Genomic DNA, 20,595 nt, shown 5'->3' on the forward strand with positions numbered 1-20,595 from the left:
AATATTAGTACATCCCCCGGTTATGGCGTCGGCAAATCGGGATTATTTCAGTGGGCAGCGGCTACCTCCTGCCCGTCATAACCTATGCGGTATATGGCATTCCCGAAATCGTCCGAGATCAGCAGGGAACCGTCCTGCAGGAACATCATGTCCACCGGGCGGCCCCAACGGGTCTGGTTTTCGGAATTGAGCCAGCCGTCGATAAAGGGCTCATAGCTCACGGATTGTCCGTCCTCCAGCTTCACAAGGGTAATCCGGTATCCGGATTTTTCGCTCCGGTTCCAGGAACCGTGTTCCGCGATCAGCAGGTTGCCCCTGTATTTTTCCGGGAACATCGGCCCCGATATGAATTTAACACCGAGGGGGGCTACGTGGGCCCCGAGGTTCTGAACGGGCGGGACAAAGTCCTCGCAGGGTCGCTGGTCCCCATATTCAGGGTCCGGGATAGTCCCCCCGTGGCAGAAGGGATAGCCAAAATGCTGGCCTGTTTCCGTAACGCGGTTGAGTTCGCAGGGGGGGATGTCATCCCCCATCATGTCGCGGCCGTTGTCCGTAAACCATAAATTCCCTGTTTCCGGATGCCAGGTAAAGCCCACGGTGTTGCGGACGCCTTGCGCCACGATCTCGCGGTTGCTGCCATCCGGGTCCATTCGCGTGATGGTCGCAAACCGTTCATCCACGGAGGTGCTGTCGCAAATATTACAGGGCGCACCAACCGGGACATAGAGTTTGTCGTCCGGCCCGAAGGCAATGTATTTCCAGCCATGGTGGAATTTATCCGGGTAATCGTCGTATACGACCACCGGGTCCGGCGGGTTGTCCAGGTTTTCTTCAATGTTGTCATATCGCAGCAACCGGTCTACCTCTGCGACATACAGGGAACCATTCCGGAAAGCCACCCCGTTGGGGACTTCCAGGGTGGTGTCCAGGACAATGGTGCGGTCTGCCCGGAAATCGCCGTCTTCGTCAACCAGAGCATAGACCTTGTTGGCATTCCGGGTACCCACAAACAGGGTTCCCTTGTCCCCCATCGCCATGGAACGGGCCCCTTCCACGCCTTCGGCAAAGGTATGGGCGTAGAATCCTGGCGGGAGGTTCAGGCTGTCCAGCGGCAGGCTGGAGGTAAAATCTGGCCGAGCCGGCAGGTCGTTGCCGGAGGGCGTTTTTTCATTCTCGCCGCAACCCGAGAACAACAGGGTGGCGAGCAGCGTAAACAGGACAAAGGAGGAAACGTTTTTCAGGTGCATCTCGAAAATTTTGTCCTAAAATACGACATAGCCCGCGGTCTTCCGACCGGAACGCAAGAAAAATGAACCCGGTTTTCAATTCCTTTGACTGGCGGAAAAAGGTCGGGTGGGCAGAAGGCCTTCACAGGAACCCGGCCACCAGGAATCCCAGGTAAGTCCCCAGGGCGTTTCCCAAAGACCCGATGATGATGGCAGGAAGGATGAGTTCATTGCGGCCGAAGTTCTTTGCCAGCGCCATGGCGGTGGTGCCTCCGCCCACATTGGCCTGGGAGGCAATGGCTGCCAGTTGCCAGTCGTATCCCAGCAAATAGGCCGTTCCAAAGGTGAAGAGGCCGTGCAAGGCCACGGTTATCAACACCAGGATGAGCAACATTAGGGCGAGGGGGCCGGCACTGCTTATGGCAGCCAGGTCGCAGAAGGCCCCTACGACGGTCAGGAACAGATAGATTCCCCAGCTGCCCAGGAACATATTCCCTTTTCGCTTGTGGATAAAGGGAATTTGGGCGAGCACCAGCGCAAGTGTCGTCAGGATGATGATCGATGGGATGGTAACTCCAAGCCCCGACAGGGCGGATGTCAGGCCATCCGAAACGACCAGGGCTGCACCCGACAGGGCCAGCCAAAATGAAAGACTCCCCAGGTCAAGCCGGGCCGACTCGTCTGCCGCGGGCAGGGGAGCCAATTTGTTTTCAGCCGGTTCGGAAACCCGCTCTCCCTGCTTGCGGGGCAGCCATCGCTGCAAAACAACCGGAAAAGCGATGGTCACAAAAAACCAAAGGGTAGTCAGTACGTTATCCACTGCGACGGCACTGCCATAAACCAGGCCGTTTTCCATGACGTTATATTCCAGGGCCACCGCGTTGAAATTGATGCTTCCTCCCGTGTAGGTCCCGGCAAACATGCCTGCCAGCGGGGCATAGAGCCCCTGGAACAGGTCAGAGTCCCCCAGAACAAACATACCGGCGATAACGCCAGTTACCGTGCCCAGGCTCCCGACGAGGAACACGATCAGTATGGGAAGTCCGGTTTGCCGCAACTGGGCCAGGTTCACATCCAGTAGGAGCAGGAACAGGGAGGCCGGCGCGATATAATTGAATATGGTATCGTAGGTAGGGTTTGCCCCGGTTGGGATCAGTCCGGTATTCGAGGCGACGGCCCCGGCAATGATCACAAGCAGGGCAATACCAAAGGATCGTAAAACAGGTTTTTTGGAAAGCCAGTTTGAGGCCAGTAGCAATAGGGATAGCAGGGCAATCAGGTAGGCTGGGTGCTCCATAACAATCATGAAACCGGATTTAAGACCGTAAGATAGCATTCCCATGGAAATGCCCGGCAACGGATTCGCATTGCGACCAACTTAATCCTTCACGGGTTTCCGGTTCCCGGGCGGAATTCGTAAATTTTCCGGCATCGGCCGGGAATGGCCATTTAATCGGAGTTTAACAGCACATTTGCAGAAACCATCATATTTTGGGTAAGACACCAGCCTTGGACGATCAGAAACATTGGTATAAGGATGCCATTATTTACGAATTGCATATCAAGGCATTCTTTGACAGCAATGGGGATGGGATCGGCGATTTCCAGGGACTGATGCAGAAACTGGACTACCTGGAGGACCTGGGGGTGACGGCCATCTGGGTACTCCCCTTCTACCCTTCCCCCCTGCGCGATGACGGGTACGACATTGCGGATTATTACAACATCAACCCCTCCTATGGCAAACTGCGGGATTTCAAGCGGTTCATCAAAGAGGCGCACAACCGGGGGCTAAAGGTCATCACCGAGCTGGTGATCAACCACACCTCCGACCAGCACCCCTGGTTCCAGCGGGCGCGCAAAGCGCCCCCCGGCTCCCGCCACCGGGATTATTATGTATGGAGTGACGACCCGGGGAAATACAAGGATGTCCGTATCATTTTTACCGACACCGAGCCCTCCAACTGGACCTGGGACCCGGTGGCAAAATCGTATTTCTGGCACCGGTTCTTTTCCCACCAACCCGACCTGAATTTCGACAGCCCCGACGTGCAGCAGGAAGTAATCGATGTCATGGATTTCTGGTGTGAACTCGGCGTGGATGGTTTCCGGCTGGATGCCGTACCCTACCTCTTCGAGCGGGAAGGCACCAATTGCGAAAACCTGCCGGAGACCCATGCCTTCCTTAAAAAACTTCGCGCCCACATCGACAGCAAGTACGACAACAAGCTCTTCCTGGCCGAAGCCAATATGTGGCCGGAAGACAGTGCGGCTTATTTTGGCGATGCCGACGAATGCCACATGAACTACCATTTTCCTATCATGCCCCGCATGTTCATGGCGTTGAAAATGGAGGACCGCTACCCCATCATCGACATCATCGACCAGACCCCGGACATCCCCCCTACCTGCCAATGGGCCATCTTCCTTCGCAACCATGACGAACTGACCCTCGAAATGGTGACCGATGAGGAACGCGACTATATGTATAAGGTATATACCAAAGACCCCCAGGCCAAAATCAATGTCGGGATCCGCCACCGCCTGGCCCCCTTGCTGGAAAACAACCGCAACAAGATCGAGTTGATGAATGTCCTGCTATTCTCCCTGCCCGGTACGCCGGTGATCTATTACGGGGATGAAATCGGGATGGGGGATAATTTTTACCTTGGAGACCGGGACGGGGTCCGCACCCCCATGCAGTGGACCGGTGACCGCAACGCAGGCTTTTCCACGGCCAACCCGCACAAACTCTACCTCCCTACCATCATAGACCCTGAATACAAATACGAAGCTGTCAATGTAGAGTCCCAGCAGATCAACAGTTCCTCCCTCCTTTGGTGGATGAAGCGCATCATCGGGATGCGGAAGCGGTTCAAGGCTTTTGGCCGGGGAAACATCCAGTTCCTGGCTCCGGCCAATGCCAAGATCATCGCCTTCACCAGGACGTATGAAGACGAACGGATCCTGGTGCTTTGCAACCTTTCCCGCTTTGCCCAGGCAGCAGACCTCGAACTGGATGAACTGGAGGGGTATACGCCTGTGGAGGTTTTCAGCCGGAACCGGTTTCCACGCATCGGGAAAGACCCCTACCTCTTTACCATGGCGCCTTATGGGTATTACTGGTTGTCCCTGGAGAAAGACGAGCGCCCGGCAGAAACCGGCCCGTTGCCCGTATTGAAGGCGACCAACTGGCAAAGTCTCCTGTCCAAGCCCAATAAGAAGAAACTCGAGGACCAGGTGCTTCCCCGCTACCTGGACCGGGTCGAATGGTATGCGGGCCGGAACCGAATCCGTCAAAGCCTGGAAATTCGCTATACGGCGCCGCTTCCCTTAAGCGACCTGCCCAGCCGCTGGTTGGTGGTGGAGACGGGGTACAATGATGGCTTGCCGGAACACTACCAATTGCTTGTGGCCTGGATACCAGAAGCCCGGGCAGAAGCTATCCGGGACCTTCCGGAATCCGCTATCCTGGCGGAGATGGACCTGGGTTCCGAACCCGGTATCCTGTTTGACGCGATCTATGAAGAGCGTTTCCGTACGGCCCTGCTGCATTGGGTCCGTCAGGGGAAACGATTTGAAACCTCCGGTGGTGAGCTGCAGTTCAGCAGGGGCAAGCGGGCATTTCCGTCCCTGGACAAAGTGCTCAAATCGCGCATTCTGCCTTCGGGCCAGACATTCAGCTCCCTCGAATATGAGGACCGTTTCCACCTGAAACTCTACAGGCGCCTGGACGATACCCTCAACCCGGACCTGGAGCTCGCCCGTTTTCTCTCTGAAGAAACGGATTATGAAAATGTGCCGGATTACCTGGGGGCCGTCACCTTTTCCGCAGAAGGCCGCAGGACGCTCGCCCTCGGACTCGCCCAGCAACTGGAACCGGGACAGGGTACGGCATGGGAGTACACGCGGGATGCCTTTCAAATGTTTTTTGAACGCGCCCTTGCGGTAAGCGAAGAAACCCGTTTGAAGGCCCCGAAAGGCTCCCTGACGGACCCCCTGGGGTATGAAGACCTTCCCGAATTGCTGAAAGACCTGATGGGAAGTGCGCTTCCCGAGCGGATAGTCCAACTGGGGGAACGTACTGCAGGCCTCCACCGCGCGCTGGCGTCCCGTCCGGGACAGGCCGGTTTTGAGCACGAAGACTTTTCCCTCCACTACCAGCGATCCGTGTACTCCTCCCTGCAGGGGCTTACCCGGAACTCCTTTGACCGCCTTCGCAAATCCCTGCGGACCCTCCCCGAACCCATACAGGACGAGGCCCGGGAGATCCTCGGATTAAAAAACGAGGTGCTCCAGTGTTTCAAACGGATTTTTGCACACAAGATGGAGGCCCTGAAGATCCGTACGCATGGGGATTTCCACCTGGACCAGGTAGTGTGGACGGGGCGGGACTTCCTGATTCGGAATTTTGAGGGGGAGCCCATGCGTCCTTTCAGCGAAAGGCGGCTCAAGCGTTCCCCCCTACGGGATGTGGCAGCAATGATACGTTCCCTGCACTACGCCGTATACGGAGCGCTGCTGGAAAGCGACCTGTTGGGCGGGGAGCGGAACGAATCCCAGGAGTTCTGGGCAAGGACCTGGAACCAGGCCAGTACACGCCTTTACCTCAGCGGGTACCTGCAGGCCCTGGATGGCCCCGGTTTTATCCCCCGGGATAAAAAGGACTACAGGATCCTGTTGGAAACTTTCCTCCTGGAAAAGGCGGTATACGAACTGGGATATGAGCTGGAACACCGGCCGGAATGGGTGCTGATCCCACTGAGGGGAATTCGGGAAATCCTCGAGGAATCCGGCTTTATCAAATAAGGGAAGCTGGCCCTTCCGGGCTTACGCGGATCCAGGCCAGCAGAAGAAATGAATGCTTTATTCCTTCAGGGACTTCATGTCAATCACAAAGCGGTACTTAACGTCCGAATCGACGACCCGCTCGTAGGCCGTGTTGATTTCCTGCATATCGATGAGTTCGATATCGGAGGTGATATTGTGTTCTCCGCAGAAATCCAGCATTTCCTGTGTTTCCGCAATGCCTCCGATCAGGGATCCCGCAACCCGTTTGCGTCCCATGATGAGGCCGCCCCCGTGAAAGGGCTTCAAGGGCTCGACCGCTCCTACCAATACCATGGTGCCGTCAATTTTCAACAGTTGTATGTACGGATCCATTTCGTGGCCTACCGGGATGGTATTCAGGATGAAATCGAAGGAACCGACCTGTGCTTCCATGGCTTCCTGGTCGGTTGACAACAAGACCTCATGGGCGCCCAGGGATTTACCGTCTCCCGCCTTATCGGGAGAACGGGTAATCATTACCACATGTGCCCCGAGGGCGTTGGCAAACTTGATTCCCATATGCCCCAGCCCGCCAAGGCCCACGACCCCTACCTTGTCCCCTTTTCCCACCTTCCAGTGGCTCAGGGGCGACCAGGTGGTGATCCCGGCACATAACAGCGGAGCAGTCGCTTTTTCGTCGAGGTTTTCCGGGATGCGAAGCACAAAGTCCTGCTGCACCGTTATCAGGGTGGTATAGCCCCCATACGTTCGCCCTCCAAGATGGGGGTCCGGGCTGTTATAGGTAAAGGTTGCCCCCTTCTGGCAGAATTGCTCCAGGTCCTTGTTGCAGGAATCGCATTCCTGGCAGGAATCCACCATGCATCCCACCCCAACGCGGTCACCTTTTGAAAAACGCGTAACCTCCGAACCGGTTTCCAGCACCCTGCCGATGATCTCATGGCCGGGTATAACCGGATACACCGAATTTTTCCAATCGTTTCGCACAGTGTGGATATCGCTGTGGCAGACCCCGCAATAAGTGATCTCGATAAGAACGTCCCGGGGTCCCGGATTCCGGCGTTCAATGGTCATGGGTTCAAGGTCCGCATCTGCGGCTTGGGCCCCGTAGGCTTTGGCCTGTTTGGTTTGCATAAAATGGGTTTTATTGGATGAGCTGCGCGTCCAGGGTGATTTCCGTGTCGAGGAGCTTGGAAATAGGACAGACTTCCTTGGCTTTTTGGGCTGTTTTTTTGAAGTCTGCCGGATCCATTCCAGGCACTTTCCCTTTCAGGTTAAGTTGGATATGGGTAATTGCCCCGTCCTCGAATTTTACCTCTGCCGAAACATCCAGGCTATCCGGGGTGTGGCCTTCTTCCCCGATCAGGAAACTGAGCTGCATGGCAAAACACCCAGCAAGGGCTGCTCCAACCAGTTCCTCCGGGTTGGTCCCCTTGGCATCTGTAAACCGGGTATTGAATGAATACGGGGTGCTGTCAAGTACCCCGCTGGCACTGCTAAGGGTGCCGCTGCCTTCTTTGCCGCTACCCTTCCAGAGGGCACTTGCTTTTCTTGTAAATTTCATAATAGCTTCTTTTTATCTTTTAAACATCGGTTACTTTAAAATAGGAAGATCCACCAAGATATAAAAACAACCTCCGGAAAAGAACCCTGTACACTGTTTGGTATCTCCTCAGGGTGGATAAGGCACAATATAGGGGAATCCGAATCCGGAAGGATGCCCTCCTAATACCCCAGTTGTGCAAACCTTTTGTGACTCTTTGTGAGTTTTTCTTATATGTTTAACAAATATATGCAAAGTTTAAACATTTCTTATGATACTGGTGGGTATCGTATAGGTATCTTTAATCATTATTATAAATCAAAAAAGAAATTGTAAATGAACACTATGAAAACCACCTTTACCCTTTTGACCGCCGGAATCCTGATGTTTTCCTGCGGACAGGAAAAAAAGAATGACACCGATGTAGCCACGGATATGGCAGCTAACACAGAAATGTCGGCCGCCGCTGAGTCTGCCGAAAAAAGCTCCTGGGATTCGGAAGCTTCCAAAACAGAGGCAGATCCGACTATCGTGGAAATTGCCACCGGCAATGAGCAATTTTCGACCCTGGTAACTGCACTCGGAGCGGCTGAATTGGTGGGAACACTGAGCAGTGAAGGACCTTTCACCGTATTTGCTCCCACAAATGCCGCATTTGAAAAGTTGCCAGCCGGAACTGTTGAAGCATTGCTGAAAAAGGAAAACGCCGCAAAGCTGACCAAGGTACTAACCTATCACGTGGTAGCCGGTGAATACAAAGCGGAAGCCGTGATCAAGGCCATCAACGACAACAACAATGCCTTCCCCGTTAAGACCGTAGAAGGGACTGTCCTGACACTGAGCCTGAAAGATGGCAATGTGATGCTGACGGATGCAGCCGGCAACATGAGCACGGTAATCCAGCCCGATGTGGACGCCTCCAACGGGGTAATCCACGTAATTGATTCCGTGGTAATGCCAGAATAAGTTTCATCGCTTAAAAGAAAAACCGCCCGAAATCGGGCGGTTTTTTTTTGGGTTTATGTCAGGGATCGGACTTCTCAGGGATCAGACTTCTCAGGGATCAGACTTCGATGCGCCCCTGCAGGCGTTTCTCCACCTTTCGCTTGATGGCGGTAAGGCTTTTCATTACTTCCATCAAGTGTTGATCTCGCGTTTTCTTATAAACTTCATTGATATCGAGAATGAGTTTTTTAAGATCCCGGGAAGCCTGCACCCGATCGCTGGTCGTAATACGCGACCATTTGCGATTCTCGAATTCAGAGGCTTTTTGGAGTAATTCGGTAGTCATGATTCAATTGCAATTTTTATGGTTCGGGAACCCGCTGATTTCTGCAGTGATTCCTCATACAGTTCCTCGAATTTAATTATTCTCCCAAGACAGCTAAACACATTAACAAAAGTTTAATGTATTCGCCCTGAGGATTGTAAAAGGGGACCCTTTACAGGATTAGTCGAAGAAGGAAACCGGGCATTACAGCCGGCCCGTTTTGCGATCAGTGCATATAACTGCCGGCATTCATATCGATGGTGGTCCCTGTTGCATGGTCCATCTGACCGGAGCAGATAAAGGTTGCCAGGGGCGCTATATCCTCCGGTATGGTCAAAGCCGGAAGCGCTATTTCTTCCAGGAGGGGTTTTTCCCCTTTCTCCCGGATAAAAGTTTCAGCCATTTCGGTCCGGGTAAAACCGGGCGCGATGGTAAATGCCTTGATATTGTATCTGCCATAGGAGCGGGCCACGGACCGGGACAGGGAAGTGAGGCCGCCCTTGGAAGCTGCGTAGGCCAGAAAGGCGTCCGTTTCGCCCCGGAAGGCTGCCCGGCTGCCGATATAGAGCAGGCGTCCGCCAGAGCGCTCCATGAAGTGATCCAGCGCCAGCTTGGTGAGGATTCCGGCTGCATCCAGGTTGACCGCCAGGGTGGTACGCCAGATTTTCCACCATTCCGCCAGATCGGATCCGGGCGGATGCGGCAGGAATACCCCGGCATTCAACACCACAGAATCCAGGTGCCCCAGTTCCTGCAGGCTCCTGTTGAACAGCTCGCTTACCTCCCTGGGTAGTTCCAGGTTGGCACCCAGTGCGACGGAGGCCGATCCCGGAAATTCCTCCAGGAGTGCTTCGGCACCGGCCCGGTTGCGGTTGTAATGTACCACCAGCCGGGCCCCGCTGGCCATCAAATGCCTGGCGATGGCCGCCCCGATGCCCCGGGATGCCCCGGTTACCAAAATATGTTGTCCGTTGAGATCCATGTTGCTCTTTAACCGGAATGTATGCAGAAACCGCCAATTATCCAATGTGATCTCCTGTTATCCAATGCGCAATCCTGGAACTGTCCCAGGAGTATAAAAAAAAGAAGGAGCCGCTGCTTCAGCGGCTCCCTCAAGGACATCAAAAAAAGGAACTGAAAACTTAATTTTCGGCAGGGATGGCAACCAGCTCAAAATTAACGCTGGTCCGGTTGCCGGCCACGACGGTTACTTCGGACGCTTCCGCGGCCTCATATCCATCCAGCTCGGCCAAAACGGTATAGGTACCCGCATCCAGGCCCATGACTGCATAGGCTCCTTCGGGGTTCGTAGCCGTTGTAGTAACCACTGTACCGTCTGGGGCAATGATCGAAATTTGCACATCTTCCAGCACGGGGGCCTCCTCCGCATCGGACAGTTCTGTCACAAATCCGGAAATGGTTCCGGCAACGGACATATTGGAGGCCTTGATCACGGGCTTGAAATTAAATCCTGTGATACTTTCAAGCGTATTCCCTCCCTTGGCGACAAAGGAACGGCTCACGTCAAAATCGAGCAGTAAATCGGTACTCAGGCCACCCGCAACCACCAGTGAGGGCTCAATGAACACCTTGATGCCCGTCTGGCTCCCGCTGGGGACTTTCAGGTCAAAGGTGCCCCCATCGTCCTTCAGCACCACGCTGATACCTTGGACATGGACCCTTACCAGGTCGTAGGCACCCGCCGGTATATCTATATCGGCCAGGAGTTCCAGGTTGCCGTTGGTTAGCGTCAGGAGGTTCAGGTCCGTTTCCGTTTCCATCAGCGTAATAAAACCACCCTGGTTTTCCGGGGTATCCGATTCAGGGTCGCTTTCTTCGGTTCCCTCCATGGAATCCTCCATTTCGTCCATCCCGTCTCCCTCATCGGCCAGCCGGGCATCTATTTTGGTGATGGTGACATTAACCTCCGATACCAAATCATAGGGGAATGGGGCATCAGTGAGGTACACATTGAGGTGGCCTTCCCCGGCCATCCGGTCATTTTCATCAGAACACCCGGTAGCCAGCAGCAATAAAGCAGCAGCAAAAGCCAGGAATCCATTTAACTTACGTTTCATGTATTAAAAGATTTTAGGGTTCATGCAATTAAACAACAAAGAAGACAAATACCCTACCCCCTAACCGACTTTTTCGATGAACTGCACCCCCGGGGGCCGCAATCCGCAGGAAGGCGTGCTTTATCAGCCTGAAACCCGGTAGCCCGGGATTTATTAATCGGGGAATTCGTATCCTTCAAAATCCGAAAAGCCTGCAAATTAACTATGGATCACCTGATACCCGATTTCCTGGTGGTGCCTTTCCAAAAAGCACTGTCCCACTACCCGGAGCTGCATCAACTCGAAATCCGCCTGAAAATAATGCATCGCCCGGGTACCTCCACCATGTCGGCAAGGCCTACCCTCGCAACCTTACTGCTTGGGCCGCAGTCCCGTACCTATCTGATACGGGTGAGCCCGGCCGTACGGCTTGGCAATAAGCTGGAAGAACTGCCTGCCCTGCCGGAAGATGTTCTTATCGGCTGGTTCGGGCATGAGCTCGGGCATATAAAGGACTATACCCATTGCAGCGGGATAGATATGGCGGGCTTTGGCCTGAAGTATTTACTTTCGCCCTCTTTCCGGCGGGCTGCAGAATTCCGCGCCGACTATTTTGCGGTGGAGAACGGGCTGCAGGAATATATACTCAGAACCAAGCACTATATCTTGCATGAGGCCGATATTCCCCCCGCCTACAAAGCGCGCATCCGAAAGTACTACTGCTCCCCCGAGGAGATCGAGGCCCTGGTTCAGGAATTGGCCGGGGAGGCCTGATTTTCCCCGAGTCGGTTCGCAAAATCTTCCCACTCGGCAAACTTTTCGGGATTCATGACGCGCTCCACCTTCACCTGCCCCCCCTTTTTCTTATTTGCCTCGCTCCATGCATAGAAAACCTCCGGGGCCACTACCCTGACCCGAACCCCTTTTAACGCCTTGGACCGTGCAACCCGGTAATTCTTATTGGCTTCCTTTAGGTGCTGGTCGAGGGCGTTTGCCAATTTACCGGTATCCTGGCCATCGCGGCTCCCCAGGTACCAGCAATGGTGGAAACCGTTTTCGCGGCGCACAGCGGCCAGGGTGTATTCGGGGATGGCCATGCCAAATGTTTCTTCAACATGCTGTACGGCCCGGTCCAGCTTTTGTACGGATAGTTGGGATCCCACCGTATTGAGAAAAAATTTGGTCCTGCCGGTTATCTCAATTTCCGCCCTGCCGGTGTCCGTAAAGGCAATCGTGTCCCCGATCAGGTACCTCCAGGCGCCGGCAACGGTACTGATGATCAGTGCATAATCGGTACCGGCTTCTACCTCCTCAAGCCCCAGGGCTGGTGCATCCTGGCGGATACTGCCGTCCTCTTCCAGGTTCTCCGGCTTAAAGGGTACGAATTCAAAATAGATGCCATTATCGGTCAGCAATTGCATGGCATCGGTTTCAGGCCTGGTCTGCAGGGCAAGGAAGCCTTCCGAGGCCAGGTAGGTGTCGATTACCGCAATATCCTTTCCGAGCAGGGACCGGAAGCTTTTCTCATAAGGTCCGAACGCAACGCCCCCCGAGGTATATACCTGCAGGTTGGGCCAGATTTCATGGATGTGCTTCAGGCCGTGGTGATTAATCACCTCCCTGAGCATCAACTCAATCCAGGACGGGATGCCGCTCAGGGCGCCAATATCCCAGTCTGCGGCTTTCTCCGCAATTCGTGCCACCCGGTCGTCCCAGTCATCAATTTGCGCAATTTCCTCCCCCGGTTTGTAATAGCTCCTGAACCAGAAGGGAATGTTGCCCGCACTGATACCCGAGATCTCCCCTTCCCGGAAGCCATCTTTTTCCTCCAGATCAGTTGAACTTCCGAGCATCAGGATTTCCGTTTCAAAAAACGAAGGGGGAAGGTCAAAATTCTTGAGCGAAAGCACTTGCCGGACCCCGGCCCGCCGGATGCTGCGGATCATTTCTTCGGTTACGGGGATCCGCTTGCTGCTGCCGGTGGTGCCGGACGAAAGGGCGTAATAATCAGGGTTCCCGGGCCAGCTAACCCCGGACTCCCCTTCCAGTTGTCGCTGCCACCAGCTTTCGTGCATCCGCTTGTAGTCATGGAACGGAACTTTCACGGCGAAAGCCTTCTGGATATTTGAACTTCGCAGGATTTCCGCGAATCCGTAATGTTTTCCGAATGCACTTTCACGGGCTGTTTCCAGCAGGTATCGCAACTGGTCCTCCTGCTGGGCCAAATGGTCCTGTTCGCGGTTCAGGATCGCCCCTGCCTCGATGGCTTTTTTGATTATGGATCCAAGAAGTGGCATCCTCCCAAAATTACAACAGTCCTGAGTGTACCATGCGCCATGGTAACGGAAAAGCGCCCTTTATCCGTTTTTTGGGAAAGGAATGTGCACTCCTGTCAACTAGCCCGGAGGCTGAATTATTTTTTTGACAGGCCATCATTCTTTTAAAATACTGTAGGACAACGACTTGATACGATAACAAATAACAGGATATGTTAAAAATTGTTTAAAACAGTACCTTTTATAGCATAGTACTGTAACAATCCTTTTTCTCTGTCGTCTTATAGGTAAACAACATCAATTAAAAACAAAGATCATGACAGCCAGGGTTAAACGAATCGAATTTATTTACGAACTGCTGGTCATGGGTTTCGGCTGGAATCATCATCAGGAACCCGCGACAAATGCCTCTTCAAATCAAAGGAACCACAAAAAAGTAGGGTTATGAATACCACAACGCCAACTGAATCGAGGAGTTTCAGAAACCTCTCGAATTCTAAATTGAGCCACCGGGTGCGTTGGTCCGAATTCCGTAAGAGCGCCTATTAAAGGCCGGAATCACAGCCAGGCATCAGTCATCAAGGAACGAGCATCAATCATCAAAGAACGAGTCAATCAACAATCATCAAATCGAACGGTTATGAAACTAGTTATCAATCCATCCCCATCCGAATCCAGGAGGTTTGCCATCTTCTCCAACTTCAGGGACAGCAAACGCGTAAGGTGGGAAGGACAACGCAATTATACGTACTAATGCAGTTCCCGCCCTACCCCGGATACAAATAAAAAGGCCCGTAATCAACGGGCCTTTTTTATGATTAACAAGTTATTCTCTTAAAGTTCATAGGTTTCCATCATCCCGTTCGGATAGGTCAGGATTGCCTCGTTGTCACAACTGCCATCCCCGAAATCAACGGTCATGGAAAGGCCGTTTTTCCCAACGATCATTACCCCGCTTACCAGGTAGGTGCACTCAAAATTGCCCGTGAGCGGGCTGGTTACGTTAACTGTGTAGGTATTGCCGTCTCCTTCATCAGGGGCAGCTGCCTGATATTCAGGGGTTGGGGAAGAGCGAACGGTCCACACCAGGTAGCAGTTTCAGGGCATTTTCGTAATACAGTTTGCGCAGTACCGGATCCGGCAGGTCCAACCCGTACATGGCCCAGAATGCGTGGTACTTTTTGTAATAAGGGAAATACTCATCGGCAGTTTCCAGAACCCTGAAATAGGTAGGGTATTCGCCAGGTTGCCAGGCATCCTTTCCAAATACCACCCGGTCCTGGTAGGCGATAAAAAACTCCCTGGCGCGCCGGGGCTGCCGGCCCAGTTCGGCAATCACTGCCCCAATACCCACATACATGTTCGGTATTTCATCCAGCAGGGTGGAAAGCGTCCCCAGGTCGTTGGCATACCATCCCATATGTGCATTGATAAACCGGGTTTCCGGGTGTTTTTTGAACATGCGGTGCTGCTCGTCAATGATTTGCTGCCAGGGTGCGGGGTCCGTATCGCTCCGTTTGCGACGCGGCCTTAATTTAAGCTCCAGCCAGCGCTCGTTCAGGGAATCCATTGGATCCCAGAATGAACGGGGGTCGGCGGAATGGATGAGTACGGGAATCCCCAGTTCGCCACATTTTTCCCAGATGGGATCCAGGCGGGGATCATCGACAGCGATCCGATTGCCATTGATATCGTTATTCCTCAGGCCCAGGCTCTTGTAGATCTTCAGGCCTGAAGCCCCGTTGGCTACATCGGCCTCCAGCTGGGCTGCTGCCCTTTCCCCCCATCCCGGTGTGCCCACGCTGTCAAAATCTACATTGGCAAAAACCACAAACCGGTTCGGGTAATGCTTTTTCACATTTTCCATAGCCCCTTTCAGGTGATCCCCCGAACCCCCGCTGAGATTAACCATAACGGCCATGTTCAGCGTATCCATGGCCGCTACCAACTCCGACAGGTCCTGGGTGGGCATCCGGAAATGGTGGCTGTGCACATCGATAAAGGGAAATTTGGCCCTGGTCACGGGATTTCCCGGCACCACCAGGGTGGATTCCGGGTTGTACTCCTCGAAGCCCATTTCCTGGGAAGCCAAAAAGCTACTGAACAGGGCTGCGCTGAGGGTTAAAAGTACTTTTCTGGTCATTGTACGGTTTTTACTTGTTGTTCATACTACTTATCGAGGCCGGCCCTTTTCCTGAGAGCCTGGTAGGCCTCTGGCGTGTCCATATCCTGCCCCGCCGGGCCGGGATCTAGCAGTATAGCCGTGCCAGCCTGCTGCCTGATCAGATTTTTTGCGCCACTCTTGAAGGGCAGTGCCTGCAGAGAATCAAAAAACTGCTGCCCGAACAGGGCGGGGACGCCGGGACCCTGTGGATAGGCAGATGCCACCAGGCCACCTGCTGCCCCGGAAAATTCCCTGAGCATCCGGGTCAGGTAATCGCTACCAATCATCGGTTGGTCTGCCAACAGGACCAGCAGGCCCGATGGCCTGACCTGTGAAATCCCTAACGCAAAGTCAACTCCCCGGCGGATACTGGACCCCATCCCCTGTTCCCAGTCCGGATTATGGCATATCTGTGCGTCTCCCAGGTCCGTTTCCCCGGTGATTTCCCGGTGGTGAGCGCCGGTAACCACCACAGAGGAAACCAGGCCCGCTGCCCGTACCGCCCCCAGTACAGATTGAAGCACATTGCCTCCTGCCCAGGGCAGGAGGGATTTGGGCTGCCCCATTCGGCTGGATTCCCCTGCGGCCAGTATGATGGCGCTTACAGCCTGTCCCATCAGCTGTGGATCCTTCCTTCCTTATCCCGCAGGGGGATAGCGTCCTTCTGCCTGGCAACCGCCAGGATTTCGGCCAGGATGGACAGGGCGATTTCCTGGGGTGTTTCGGCCCCGATATCGATCCCCGCAGGGCCATGGATCTGTCCGAAAAACTCGTCGTCCGGCTCGGGCATCCGATCGAGGAGGTCGCTGAGCAGGCGCTCTCTCCGGGAAGCGGGCCCGAGTATCCCGAGGTACCCAGGACGCGCGCCCGACAAGCGGAGTAAGTATTTCAAATCCTTGGTATAGCTGTGGGTCATCAGGACCACTGCCGTTTGCCGGTCCATTTCAGGAGCTTCCCACTGTTCGGGGATTACCGAGCGAAAATCGGAAGCCCCCGGAAAATAGTCCCTGTTTTTGGATTCGTCCGCTGCAACAGTTACACAGACCTCCCATCCCGCCTGGGCTGCAAGGCCTGAAAGCTGCACGGTGTCATGCTCCCCCCCAAACAATTCCAGGCGGAGCCTCGGGGGAAGCACCTGTCTGAATTCAAGGTTTCCGTGAGCCTTTTTGCCTTTTCCGGCCGGATGGTTGCCGCCCGGGGTGATTAGTTGGGTCATCAGGCCCTCCCGGGCACCGTCCTCCCTCCGGTAGGTGGTGGTCAATTCCAGGGGTAGCCTGTTGGCGATACGCTCCTGGAAGGCATCCAGGAAAGAGTCTCCCGGCTCAAAAGGCTCCAGCAGGATATACAGGGTGCCTTCGCACCCCAGGCGGAACCTGCCGTCGTAGGTCATCATCCGCGGGATACCGGTTTCAAAAACTTCCCGGGCCTGTCGGTGAACTTCTTTTTCCACGCATCCCCCGCTTACCGCCCCGAAGGCGGCCCCGTTTTCCAGCAGCAGCATCCGGACCCCCGGCCTGCGGTAGGAGGAGCCATCGAGGTCCACAACGGTCGCCAGAACGCTCTGTTGCCCGATTTCCCGGGCTTTCCGATAGGCCTCTACGATATGTATCACTTCATGCGTCACGTCAACTCAGTTTTAAAGGGCAGGAGCGGGACAAGGGTTCCCTCTTCGTAGGGCTCAGCGGCGGGTTCCAGCCGGATAAACCCTTCTGCCCGGGCAAGGCTCAGGAAATCCCCCGAACTGTTCATGGGGATTTCCTCTGCCCACAGGGTGCCTGCCTCTGTTTTCAATTTAACCAGCCTGAACTGGGTCAGTTCCGAGGTATTGACAGTGGCAGCAGCCAACCGCGCCTGATGCGACCCCGGGACAACCCCCATTCCGGATAACAGCCAGTCCCTAAAATACAAATGATAGTTTAAAAAAGTCGAAACCGGGTTACCCGGAAATGAAAACACCACACAATCCTTTTTCTCACTGGCTCCAAACCAAAAGGGTTTCCCGGGCCGCTGGGCAACCCGGTGAAATAGTTTCCGGACGCCAAGTTGTTCCAGGGCCTCGGGTATGAGGTCGAATTTGCCTTTTGAGACCCCTCCGCTGAGCATCAGCACATCTGCTTCCGACAGCGCTTTCTCAAGGCTATTGCGTATCGAATCGGCATTGTCTGCCAGGTGGAGCAGCCGCGGTTGGATTTTAAATTCCTCCAGGGCTGCCCGGAGGGACCAGGTATTAGATTTTCGGATCTGGTGGGGTTCCGGCCGCTGGTCCACCTCCACCAACTCGTCCCCCGTTGAGACCAATATGATAACCGGGAGGCGGAATACCTGTGGGCGATGTATGCCCACTGAGGCGAGTACCGCAATTTCTGCAGGGCCAATGCGGCAGCCTTCCCGGAGCAGCAATTCCCCTTCAGGTGCATCGCTGCCGGCAGGGTGGATGCTCTGACCGGGTTTGGGTTCGGACAGGATCCGAAAGCCCTTTTCGGATTTTTCCAAATCCTCGTAGCGTATAACCGTATCGGCCCCTTCGGGTACGACGGCCCCTGTGGCGATCTCGATACAACCATTGCGGCCCTCAAGGCGCTGCCCGGACTCCCCTGCCCTGGCCATTCCCAAAACCGAGAATTCCCTGATCCCATCCCGGAAGTCTCCATGACGGATGGCAATGCCATCCATGGTAGCCCTGTCGTAGGGCGGCAGCGGGCGGTCTGCGTAGACGGGTTGCGCCAGATACCGGCCACAGGCGTCGGCCAGGTCGATGGATTCTTTCCCTGGATTGGTTTTCCGGCCGGTGACAATCTGTAGGGCTTCCTTAGACGAAATCATGGTTAGAAGTTTAGGCCAAGTCCATTGATAAACAGGACGCGGACGCCCACTACTAATACGAGGACTGCGGTGACAAGTCGGATTCCCTGGGCCGTCAGGCGGTTCAGGGTGAGCCGGATCCCGATCTGCCCGCCTGCAAGGACGGCCAGTATCAAGGCCAGGGCAGGAAGCCAGGTTAAACTGAAGGTGCCCGCTGTGAGCAGGCCGGCAATACCCGAAATGGAATTGACCAGGATGAAAAAGCTTGCCAGGGCGGCAATCTTAATAGGCAGGTCCCACCGGAGGTGGTTCAGGACTGGCGCCAGGAAAATACCCCCGCCGATCCCTACCAGCCCGGAGAGCATGCCGATTGCCCCTCCCAGCACATAGGTCAATATCCGGGCGTACCGGTGTTTCCGGGGTTCGCTGAATTGCTGCCGCAGGGATTGATAGCCCAGGGCCAGGGAGGATACGATCAACGCGCTTCCCAGGATCCCGAAGAACAGGCTTTCTTCCAGGCGGAAACTGGCACCAATATAGGCCATGGGGATGCTTGCCAGGGTAAAGGGGATGCAGAGCTTCCAGTCCAAATAGCCCTTGCGGTAAAAGAGCCAGACGCTTCCGGAAACCACCACCAGGTTGCACAGGAGCGCCAGGGTCCGGATTTCATAGAATTCGGTAAAGCTCAGGCTGAGGATGGCCAGGTAGGAGGACCCGCCGCCGAAACCGGCCGAGGCGTAAAGCAGGGCGATCACAAAAAAGGCGAGTGCCAGCCAGATCAGCTCGGGATTTGTCACAGGATTTCGACTTTAAACTGTCGCATCCCGCCCGATACCCAGAAAAAGGCCCTGCCGGGGAAACGGCTTTGGAGCTGGACGCAGGCTTTCCTGCTCCTTGGGCCGGTCTCGCATATCAGGTAAACTGGCAGGTTGTCTTCTGATTCCAAAGATGCCGATCCCAGTTGCCCCAGGGGGATGTTGCGGGCACCCGGTAAATGGCCTCCCCCGAATTCGTCAGGTTCCCGGACGTCGATAAGTTCATGCGGCACTTGTTCCCTGCGGAGCCGGTTGTAATCGTTTGCGTTCAGGGCATCCGCCTCGTCCCTGCAGGACAGCTGGTATGTTGGGGCCAGTTGATCGGGAACCTGTCGCTCCGGGTCCCGTTTGAAGGCCATTTGGTGTATGAGCTGTTGGCGGGCATCGTACATGATCAGCCTGCCCGAACAGACTCCCTCCGTGCCGCTGAGCACCTTGGTGGCTTCCAATGCCTGCATGTTCCCGATAAGCCCTGGAAGCACCCCCAGGGTCCCCAGGGTGTCACAATCCGGGATTTCGCCCGAAGGCGGGGGTTCCGGGAACAGGCAGCGGTAGGTGGGTCCGCCTTTGTAATTAAAAACGCTCACCTGCCCTTCATACCCATGGAGCGCACCGTAGACCCATGGTTTATCCAGCATCAGGCATGCATCGTCTATCAGGTAACGGGTCGGCAGGTTATCCGTGGCATCCACCACCAGATCGTACTGCTTAATAAGTTCCAGGGCATTGTGCGTATTGAGGTAGGTGTCATGGGTTTCCAGCCGGGTTTCAGGGTTCGCCTTTTGCAACCAGGCGGCTAATTGGAGCACCTTGCTTTTACCTACCTGTGACGGGCCATAGGCGGGCTGCCTGTGCAGGTTGCTGGTCTCCACGATGTCCCCGTCTACCAGTCCGAGCCTGCCAACCCCCATGGCATTGAGGTACTGGGCTGCGGGCACACCCAGGCCGCCGGCACCGACGATCAGCACAGCGCTTCCGTACAGCGCTTCCTGCCCCCCGGGGCCGAATCCTTCCAGCCGGATTTGTCTGTCGTAGCGACCCGCTGTCATAATTGATTTAGTTTTTCCAGAATGGCTTCCCGTTCCTGAGGGTCATTTGCATTGGCAAGCACCGTATCATCGGTTGCCGTTACCAGTCGGGTATCAGACCGGATCAGGAATTTTCGTGGACAGCTGGATTCGGCGTTTTCCATATAGGAAATTGCGTGACGTAGGCCCCTGGGCTCCCAAATCGCGGCCAGGGGTTCCGGAAGTCCGGATTTCCCTGTTGCAAAAGCCGTTGCCATACGGGAAGGATCCCGCTCATCAATCAGGAGCCTCAGCGAGTCGCGATCCATGAGCGGCAGGTCACAGGCCAGCACCAGCCATGCAGCCTCCGGGTACAGCGCGTGGGCAGACAGGATACCGTTGAGGGGGCCCCGGAATCGGTCCTGGTCGGTCACGGTTTGGAAAGCTTCCGGGATATCCGCCTCCTGGTCTGAGCGGAGGCTTAGGAACGTCCTTTCGCAAAGGGTTTCAAGCAAGGCGTAGGCAAACTCCCGCTGGGGTTTCCCGTGGTATTCGATTTCACCTTTGTCCTGTCCCATCCGGTTGCTTTTGCCCCCTGCCAGGACCAGGCCGTAAATCGGTGGAATCGCTTTTCCAATTGCCATGAT

Annotated in this window: 19 protein-coding genes; 3 read left to right on the forward strand and 16 right to left on the reverse strand. The window is 55.0% G+C overall.

What is annotated here, in order from left to right; genetic code table 11:
* Positions 1 to 47: 47 nt before the first annotated feature.
* Both H7F20_RS14480 and H7F20_RS14485 read right to left on the reverse strand, forming a co-directional pair.
* Positions 48 to 1,247 carry a sorbosone dehydrogenase family protein gene (locus tag H7F20_RS14480; protein ID WP_185786877.1) on the reverse strand — a complete coding sequence of 400 codons (1,200 nt, stop codon included), beginning with the start codon at positions 1,245 to 1,247 and terminating at the stop codon, positions 48 to 50.
* A 121-nt stretch (positions 1,248 to 1,368) separates the two neighbouring features.
* Positions 1,369 to 2,532: a DUF819 domain-containing protein gene (locus H7F20_RS14485; protein ID WP_185786878.1), complete on the reverse strand. Its 1,164-nt coding sequence runs from the start codon at positions 2,530 to 2,532 to the stop codon at positions 1,369 to 1,371.
* 203 nt (positions 2,533 to 2,735) lie between these two features.
* Between H7F20_RS14485 and treS the strand changes: the two genes are divergently transcribed.
* Positions 2,736 to 6,035: a maltose alpha-D-glucosyltransferase gene (treS, locus tag H7F20_RS14490; protein ID WP_255444108.1), complete on the forward strand. Its 3,300-nt coding sequence runs from the start codon at positions 2,736 to 2,738 to the stop codon at positions 6,033 to 6,035.
* Between the two features lie 57 nt (positions 6,036 to 6,092).
* Here treS and H7F20_RS14495 read toward each other — a convergent pair whose 3' ends face one another.
* On the reverse strand, positions 6,093 to 7,148 hold the full coding sequence (locus H7F20_RS14495; protein ID WP_185786880.1) for an NAD(P)-dependent alcohol dehydrogenase: 1,056 nt from the start codon (positions 7,146 to 7,148) through the stop codon (positions 6,093 to 6,095).
* Positions 7,149 to 7,158: 10 nt separating this feature from the next.
* A complete protein-coding gene (locus H7F20_RS14500; RefSeq protein WP_185786881.1) occupies positions 7,159 to 7,578 on the reverse strand; it encodes an OsmC family protein in 420 nt (139 codons plus the stop codon).
* Between the two features lie 324 nt (positions 7,579 to 7,902).
* Between H7F20_RS14500 and H7F20_RS14505 the strand changes: the two genes are divergently transcribed.
* Entirely contained in the window at positions 7,903 to 8,523 is a 621-nt protein-coding gene (locus H7F20_RS14505) for a fasciclin domain-containing protein (RefSeq protein ID WP_370588515.1), read from the forward strand.
* A 97-nt stretch (positions 8,524 to 8,620) separates the two neighbouring features.
* Here H7F20_RS14505 and H7F20_RS14510 read toward each other — a convergent pair whose 3' ends face one another.
* The 3 genes from H7F20_RS14510 to H7F20_RS14520 all read right to left on the reverse strand — a co-directional run bounded on the left by H7F20_RS14510 (position 8,621) and on the right by H7F20_RS14520 (position 10,905).
* The gene (locus H7F20_RS14510; RefSeq protein ID WP_185786883.1) at positions 8,621 to 8,848 is read right to left on the reverse strand and encodes a hypothetical protein; all 228 of its coding nucleotides are present in this window, start codon (positions 8,846 to 8,848) and stop codon (positions 8,621 to 8,623) included.
* A 205-nt stretch (positions 8,849 to 9,053) separates the two neighbouring features.
* Entirely contained in the window at positions 9,054 to 9,809 is a 756-nt protein-coding gene (locus H7F20_RS14515) for an SDR family NAD(P)-dependent oxidoreductase (protein ID WP_185786884.1), read from the reverse strand.
* A gap of 160 nt (positions 9,810 to 9,969) precedes the next feature.
* Complete coding sequence (locus tag H7F20_RS14520) at positions 9,970 to 10,905, reverse strand: DUF4382 domain-containing protein (protein ID WP_185786885.1); 936 nt, start codon at positions 10,903 to 10,905, stop codon at positions 9,970 to 9,972.
* A gap of 204 nt (positions 10,906 to 11,109) precedes the next feature.
* On the opposite strand from H7F20_RS14520, the gene H7F20_RS14525 reads away from it, so the two are divergent.
* Positions 11,110 to 11,658 carry a hypothetical protein gene (locus H7F20_RS14525; RefSeq protein ID WP_185786886.1) on the forward strand — a complete coding sequence of 183 codons (549 nt, stop codon included), beginning with the start codon at positions 11,110 to 11,112 and terminating at the stop codon, positions 11,656 to 11,658.
* Here the strand turns inward: H7F20_RS14525 and H7F20_RS14530 are convergent.
* The 9 genes from H7F20_RS14530 to H7F20_RS14570 form a co-directional block, all read right to left on the reverse strand.
* Positions 11,634 to 13,181, reverse strand: coding sequence for a GH3 auxin-responsive promoter family protein (locus H7F20_RS14530; protein WP_185786887.1), 1,548 nt, complete (start codon positions 13,179 to 13,181; stop codon positions 11,634 to 11,636). The genes H7F20_RS14525 and H7F20_RS14530 overlap by 25 nt on opposite strands.
* Positions 13,182 to 13,994: 813 nt before the next feature.
* The gene (locus H7F20_RS14535; protein WP_185786888.1) at positions 13,995 to 14,246 is read right to left on the reverse strand and encodes a hypothetical protein; all 252 of its coding nucleotides are present in this window, start codon (positions 14,244 to 14,246) and stop codon (positions 13,995 to 13,997) included.
* Positions 14,215 to 15,303 (reverse strand): amidohydrolase family protein, encoded by a 1,089-nt coding sequence (locus H7F20_RS14540; RefSeq protein WP_185786889.1) that lies wholly within the window; start codon positions 15,301 to 15,303, stop codon positions 14,215 to 14,217. Before H7F20_RS14540 ends, H7F20_RS14535 begins: the two co-directional genes overlap by 32 nt.
* 26 nt (positions 15,304 to 15,329) lie before the next feature.
* Positions 15,330 to 15,941 (reverse strand): NTP transferase domain-containing protein, encoded by a 612-nt coding sequence (locus H7F20_RS14545; protein ID WP_185786890.1) that lies wholly within the window; start codon positions 15,939 to 15,941, stop codon positions 15,330 to 15,332.
* The gene (locus H7F20_RS14550) at positions 15,941 to 16,948 is read right to left on the reverse strand and encodes an XdhC family protein (RefSeq protein ID WP_185786891.1); all 1,008 of its coding nucleotides are present in this window, start codon (positions 16,946 to 16,948) and stop codon (positions 15,941 to 15,943) included. The genes H7F20_RS14545 and H7F20_RS14550 overlap by 1 nt, the downstream gene beginning before the upstream one ends.
* On the reverse strand, positions 16,945 to 18,147 hold the full coding sequence (locus H7F20_RS14555; protein ID WP_185786892.1) for a molybdopterin molybdotransferase MoeA: 1,203 nt from the start codon (positions 18,145 to 18,147) through the stop codon (positions 16,945 to 16,947). The genes H7F20_RS14550 and H7F20_RS14555 overlap by 4 nt, the downstream gene beginning before the upstream one ends.
* 2 nt (positions 18,148 to 18,149) lie before the next feature.
* Complete coding sequence (locus H7F20_RS14560) at positions 18,150 to 18,923, reverse strand: sulfite exporter TauE/SafE family protein (protein ID WP_185786893.1); 774 nt, start codon at positions 18,921 to 18,923, stop codon at positions 18,150 to 18,152.
* Entirely contained in the window at positions 18,920 to 19,990 is a 1,071-nt protein-coding gene (locus tag H7F20_RS14565) for a HesA/MoeB/ThiF family protein (RefSeq protein ID WP_185786894.1), read from the reverse strand. Before H7F20_RS14565 ends, H7F20_RS14560 begins: the two co-directional genes overlap by 4 nt.
* Positions 19,987 to 20,592, reverse strand: coding sequence for an NTP transferase domain-containing protein (locus H7F20_RS14570; protein ID WP_185786895.1), 606 nt, complete (start codon positions 20,590 to 20,592; stop codon positions 19,987 to 19,989). Before H7F20_RS14570 ends, H7F20_RS14565 begins: the two co-directional genes overlap by 4 nt.
* Positions 20,593 to 20,595: the final 3 nt, after the last annotated feature.

Origin of the sequence: Robiginitalea sp. SC105 (assembly GCF_014243345.1) — a bacterium.
Classification (GTDB): Bacteria; Bacteroidota; Bacteroidia; order Flavobacteriales; family Flavobacteriaceae; genus Robiginitalea.

Coding starts and splice junctions, on each gene's coding strand:
- H7F20_RS14525 (WP_185786886.1), top strand. CDS start 11,110: ATGGATCACCTGATACCCGATTTCCTGGTGGTGCCTTTCCAAAAAGCA.
- H7F20_RS14510 (WP_185786883.1), bottom strand. CDS start 8,848: ATGACTACCGAATTACTCCAAAAAGCCTCTGAATTCGAGAATCGCAAA.
- H7F20_RS14480 (WP_185786877.1), bottom strand. CDS start 1,247: ATGCACCTGAAAAACGTTTCCTCCTTTGTCCTGTTTACGCTGCTCGCC.
- H7F20_RS14505 (WP_370588515.1), top strand. CDS start 7,903: ATGAAAACCACCTTTACCCTTTTGACCGCCGGAATCCTGATGTTTTCC.
- H7F20_RS14530 (WP_185786887.1), bottom strand. CDS start 13,181: ATGCCACTTCTTGGATCCATAATCAAAAAAGCCATCGAGGCAGGGGCG.
- H7F20_RS14540 (WP_185786889.1), bottom strand. CDS start 15,303: ATGACCAGAAAAGTACTTTTAACCCTCAGCGCAGCCCTGTTCAGTAGC.
- H7F20_RS14495 (WP_185786880.1), bottom strand. CDS start 7,148: ATGCAAACCAAACAGGCCAAAGCCTACGGGGCCCAAGCCGCAGATGCG.
- H7F20_RS14570 (WP_185786895.1), bottom strand. CDS start 20,592: ATGGCAATTGGAAAAGCGATTCCACCGATTTACGGCCTGGTCCTGGCA.
- H7F20_RS14515 (WP_185786884.1), bottom strand. CDS start 9,809: ATGGATCTCAACGGACAACATATTTTGGTAACCGGGGCATCCCGGGGC.
- H7F20_RS14485 (WP_185786878.1), bottom strand. CDS start 2,532: ATGATTGTTATGGAGCACCCAGCCTACCTGATTGCCCTGCTATCCCTA.
- H7F20_RS14500 (WP_185786881.1), bottom strand. CDS start 7,578: ATGAAATTTACAAGAAAAGCAAGTGCCCTCTGGAAGGGTAGCGGCAAA.
- H7F20_RS14555 (WP_185786892.1), bottom strand. CDS start 18,147: ATGATTTCGTCTAAGGAAGCCCTACAGATTGTCACCGGCCGGAAAACC.
- H7F20_RS14565 (WP_185786894.1), bottom strand. CDS start 19,990: ATGACAGCGGGTCGCTACGACAGACAAATCCGGCTGGAAGGATTCGGC.
- H7F20_RS14520 (WP_185786885.1), bottom strand. CDS start 10,905: ATGAAACGTAAGTTAAATGGATTCCTGGCTTTTGCTGCTGCTTTATTG.
- H7F20_RS14545 (WP_185786890.1), bottom strand. CDS start 15,941: ATGGGACAGGCTGTAAGCGCCATCATACTGGCCGCAGGGGAATCCAGC.